This window comes from Pseudomonadota bacterium, assembly GCA_022361155.1.
Classification (GTDB): domain Bacteria; phylum Myxococcota_A; class Polyangia; order Polyangiales; family JAKSBK01; genus JAKSBK01.
Genome location: JAKSBK010000363.1, coordinates 1 through 5238, shown reverse-complemented (window position 1 = coordinate 5238; position 5238 = coordinate 1). Strand labels below are relative to the sequence as shown.

Below are 5238 nucleotides of genomic sequence, written 5' to 3'. Positions count from 1 at the left end.
TCGAGCTCCACTGCGCGGTTGCTGAGCCGGTGAATCTCCTTTGTCAGCCGTTCATGGACGGCGTGGAGCGCCTTTCGCGACTCTTGCTCACGGCGGGTTGCGACTTCCTGAAGATGCTCGGGGACGAGCTTCTGCGTAGCGTAGGAGAGTGCCCGGTGCTCGATGTCCCCTTTCAGCCACGGCTGGCGGCGCACGCCGTCCGCGAGCGCTCGGGCTTCTTCGGGTAGACGATCGTAGTCGAGATGCGCGGCATAGCCTGCGTGCCGAATCTCGCCGCCGGAGCACAGTTCGACCATGTGGATGCGCTGGGAAGCAAGCCGGCTTGGATCCGGGCCCTCGCGCACGCCATGCTCGACCAGGCAGAGCACGCGCGGTGTCTTGCTCTCGTCGCGGACGTCGACGAGCGTCGCGCCCTCCCGCATCGCAGGTCCCAGCTGTTCCTTGGTGAGCCGAATCACAGCGCTCATCAGCGGGTGGCCGGGGTGCATGAGCTCCGCCGGTGGCTTGTGGAGCACCCGGCGGAGCTCGCGGTCGAAGGTAATGCGCTCGTAGCTCTTCAACACGGGCCGGCGATCGCCGTGCACAGCGTGCGTTTGACGAATGGAGGCGGGTACGTGCGGAACAAAGTAGCGGTGGCTCTCCCGCTCCCGCAGTTCACCATCGAGGCGCTCGAACGCTACCTTGAAGAACCCGCGGAGGTAGTAGGGCTGGAGCTTCCGCGCTTCGGCACGCTCCATCTCCTCGCGCACGCGAAAGAGCCGGTCACTGGTCATCACGCTGGCGCTCAGTGCCTCGTCCTCGATCAGGGAGCGGTAACGACCTGGCTCGAAGAGACTATCGACCTCTTCGGTCAGGCGCCGGCGAGTTTCGGGGTCCTCGCTGTACCGGATCGCTCGGATGAGCATTTCGCGGAGCGAGTGACCTTCGAACGCCTTGCCAAGCACGTCGAACACGCGACCGCCGAGCGCAGCGCGTTCCACTTCGAGCTTTTCGAATAGCCGGTGGTAGACCTGGCCTTCGCGGGTGCTCATCGCGACCAGGTTCCACATCGTGCATACCTGGTCCTGACCGATGCGATGGATGCGTCCGAAGCGCTGCTCGATGCGGTTCGGGTTCCACGGCAGGTCGTAGTTGATCAGCAGGTTGGCGTTCTGAAGGTTCACGCCTTCGCACGCTGCGTCGGTGGCGACGAGCACCACGACCTCCGGCGATTGTCGAAAGCGCTCTTGGACCTCAAGCCTGTCTTCGCGCCGTGTGCCGCCGTGGATCGTGACGACCGCTTCCGGGTTTCCGATCACGCCCGCAACGCGCTGGTTGAGGTAGTCGAGGGTGTCCTTGTGCTCCGTGAAGACGATGAGCTTCCGCCAGCGGCCGTCCGCGTGCCGCATCGCATCCGCCTGAAGGAGCTTCGAGAGCTCGTCCCACTTGCGGTCCTGCCTTGATGCGACCATGGCCTTTGCGGACGCTTCGAGACCTCTCAGAATCGCAATCTCCGTTCGGAGGTCTTCGGGCTTGCGCGCTGCGGTGACATTGGCTACGGCGCGGTCCTGGAGGGTTTGCATCTCGGCGTCGCCGAGTTCGTCGAGAGTGTCGTCGATCGTCTCGGGCGAGGCATCGTCGAAGAGTTCCAGGATGTCGCGGTCAACCGGATCGCGACCGGCGCGTAACTCTTCGAGCTCTTCTTCAAGCCTGGTCCGCCGACGTTGGAGCGACTTGTAGATGGCGAGCGGCGAAGACGCGAGACGGCGTTGGAGGATAGTGAGCGCAAACCCAACAGTCCCGCGCCGCCTGTTGTCGAGCGCGTCCGCCCGACCCATCTCGGTGCGCACGTAGGCCGTCACCTCGTCGTAGAGCGCCTGCTCCTGGGTTGAAAGCTCGTAGGGGATGGTCTCGGCCCGGCGTTCCGGGAACAGCTTCTTCCCGTCGAACTTGAGGAGATCCTCCTTGATCATGCGCCGCATCAGATCCGTGGCGTCGACCTTCTCGTCCGTGTTCTTGACGCGCCCGAGGAAACGCTCGGAGTCGAGCAGCGACATGAACAGCCGGAAGTCCTCTTCCTTGCCGTTGTGAGGCGTCGCGGTCATCAGCAGCATGTGCCGAGTCACACGCCCTAGGATCTCGCCAAGTTGATAGCGCTTCGTGGTCTTGAGCTCGCGGCCGAAGAAGCTCGCGCTCATTTTGTGCGCCTCGTCCACGACGATGAGATCCCAGCCCGCGCCTTCGGCTTCGAGCCGGTCGAGCCAGGTTTCGTTGCGCGCGAGCTGATCGAGCCGGGCAATGAGGAGGTCCTTCTCGAGGAAGGCATTGCCCGTCTGAGTCTCGTCCACGAGCTGGTGAGACAAGATCGAGAAGGACAGCCCGAACTTCTCGTTCATCTCGGTCTGCCACTGCTCGACCAGGCCGCCCGGGGATACCACGAGACAGCGGTGCAGGTCGCCCCGAAGCATGAGCTCGCGTATGAACAGGCCCGCCATGATCGTCTTGCCTGCGCCCGGGTCATCGGCCAGGAGAAACCGGAGCGGCTGCCGCGGAAGCATCTCCTCGTAGACCGCGGCGATCTGATGCGGCAGAGGTTCCACGTCGGCGGTGTGGACCGCCATCATCGGGTCGAAGAGATGCGCCAGGTCGATGCGCAGGGCTTCGACGGCGAGCTTGAAGTCATGGGCATCGGCGCTGAATGCGAACTCCAGGGAAGCCGTCACCTCCCGGAGGACCGCCTCGTGGTGCCGGAAGAGGGTCTGTTGGCCTACCCCCCCGCTCCGCTGCTTGTAGGTCACGTTGACCGCATCGGAACCCAGGACCTCGACATGCAGCAGCTTGACCTCCGCGCTGGGCTCCACCCCGCGCACCCGCATCTCCGGCCTGAGATCTTCGAGCTTCATTGGCGCTGCGCGCCTGCAGCCCCCGGGCGAGGCAGCGGTCACTGGTCCGGGACCACAGAATGACGAGGATAACAGCGCCCGAACCAATGCGGTACACCCCGAGCTCTTTTTCGGGTGCTAGGCTGGGCCACTTGCTGCGACATGTCACACGAAACGGCCCAGGTGCCGAGCCCCACGACCTGCCGACGCTCAAATCGAACCAGGGAGCGGACGCTGCCGCGCTTCTGGCCGCTTGTCACCACCGAGCATGAGAGCGGAACCTCACTCCAGATCCCAACCACCGACACTGCACGCCTTGTTCCGGATGCACGTGGCGCACAGTCCGCGTATCTACGACCGGTGGCGAGCTCCACTTGATCGTAGAGGCGCTCGACGTAGCCGTGATGCCGCCCTCTGCGAACTTCGAAGCGGGCGTTGGCGGCCTTGTCCCTGGCGGCATGGCTAGGCCGGTGACCGTGTTGACGAAAGGCGTCGATGTGCTGAAGTAGACTCACAGAGGGGCGTATAGCTGCCGATCCGTCGCGTGCGAATCGGTCAAAGTACCCGGGACAGCCCTCGTCGCTTGATCCGCGCAACCAGCCTCTCCCGAAGTTCCTCCGGCTCCTCCCATACGATTTGCTCGATCTGCCGTGTATCGAAGGGCAGCCCTGATACGTCGGCGGCGTGACAGGTCCAGACTCTTTCGATACCTAGTCCTTCCGCAAAACCGGCTTCGTACGCCACGTTGAGCCGGAAGTCGGTAGCGTCGACGATCACCACACGCGACGCACGAATCATTGCCAGAAACCTGTCGTCGATCCGCTCCCTGAAGCGTTCGCCGTCTGATGGCTCATGATGCTCCGCGTCATCCACTCGAAACGGCGGCCTGAAACCGCATTCCGTGAGTGCGGGCCGAATACCAGCTTCGTACGCCCCCCACAGCCTCGGATCGCCCTCATTGAAGGACATTGCGACGAACGCTTTGTCACCCGTCGCGCGGCCGCCGAGCTCATCCACGCGGCGCCACCCATCGTGCGTCAAGCGTGCCTTTTCTTGACCGAGCTCAATCAATACTGGATGGAGCTCTCGCAGCACCGCGTTCAGAGCAGACTTGGGAAGCATTGCCCGGGCCGCCAGCGATTCGGTCTTGAAGACGGAAACGTCACCAACATGCTTCGCCAGGTCAGCCAAGCCGAGCAGTACGATGTCAAAATGAGTAGCACGCATCGCTGGGAGCCGCGGCGCCGCCTTGAGCAATTCTTGGACGGCCCGCTCGCCCTCCCGTATTCGTAGTCTTCCTTCAAATCCCTCGGCCGAGTCAGACTTGCGTCGCGCGAGGGCCGAGAGGCGAAGGCCTTCGTGTTCAGCGAGATGCTCGCCTCGCCGAATCTTTTTCAACACACGCTCGTCGACGTCGTACCGACCGCAGCGCGGACACTCGACCAGCGCCCCCTCGGCGCCGGTGTGGGTCTCAACCCGACTCCCGTCAAACCCACCGCACAGATAGCAGCTCGACATACAGGCATCATAGCATCCGAATTGGGGGACTATATGCAGCTGTTCCCAGCACTGCCCCGTCACAGCCCACATCAATAGGGACGTGGACTGGCTGCCGCTCAACCGAACGCACAAGGTTTTCGCCCGCAGCGGGCTGGATATACCTGCAGGCGACACAGTAGGTCGCGCAGCGTGGTATCGGCCACACGGCCCGCGATACCCAAGCGACGACGCATCGAGCGGCTCATCTGCTGGGTGAGCATCTCGACCTGGCTCAGGCTCGTACAGCCGGCCATCATGCCCACGAGCGCGGTACGCAAGAGCGTCGAGAGTTTCCAACGTTTGCCCCGCGCATTGCGGGGGTCTTCAAGCGTTTCAAGCTCAAGCTCCGGCAGCCGAGCCTGCAATAGTCCCGCCATCCGGCGGATTTCGCGGCCTCGATAAGCCATCGGGGACCTCCTTGAAGCGGTTGCAGCCCGCCCCGGTTCGGACCATCCTGGCCGAGGCAGGCCTGCGGTGGGTGCGGAACGCCGGGCTCCGAAGTGCCTTCGTGCAGCCGCGTAGCCGACCGCCGCACCGCAGCGCCAGCCTCAACTCGCGTCCCCTGCGAATTTGTGCCCCCAACTCCACCCCCTCCAGGTCCGCTGGAACTCCCTAGGATTCATGGGTCGGCGCGGAACGTAGTGCAGCGACTACCAATCAATCCTGGGCCTCTCGCTAGCGGGATAAGGCAAGCATTTTCAGGGGCATGCATGAATACTGGGTTGTCGTTTCAGGGTCCTGAGTCAGCTCTCCAGAACGCCGGTGCGGCACGACGGGACTCCATGCAGATCGCTAACGGCTGTGCGGCGCCGAAGCCAAAGGGCGTAGGTGCCGATCT

Annotated in this window: 3 protein-coding genes; all 3 read right to left on the bottom strand. The window is 63.6% G+C overall.

What is annotated here, in order from left to right; genetic code table 11:
- Positions 1-2882: DEAD/DEAH box helicase (locus tag MJD61_14010; GenBank protein ID MCG8556385.1), on the bottom strand; the 2882-nt coding region annotated here is incomplete at its 3' end.
- Between the two features lie 534 nt (positions 2883-3416).
- Positions 3417-4379: a nucleoside 2-deoxyribosyltransferase gene (locus tag MJD61_14005; GenBank protein MCG8556384.1), complete on the bottom strand. Its 963-nt coding sequence runs from the start codon at positions 4377-4379 to the stop codon at positions 3417-3419.
- Positions 4380-4477: 98 nt separating this feature from the next.
- Positions 4478-4807 carry a transposase family protein gene (locus MJD61_14000; GenBank protein ID MCG8556383.1) on the bottom strand — a complete coding sequence of 110 codons (330 nt, stop codon included), beginning with the start codon at positions 4805-4807 and terminating at the stop codon, positions 4478-4480.
- Between the last annotated feature and the right edge of the window lie 431 nt (positions 4808-5238).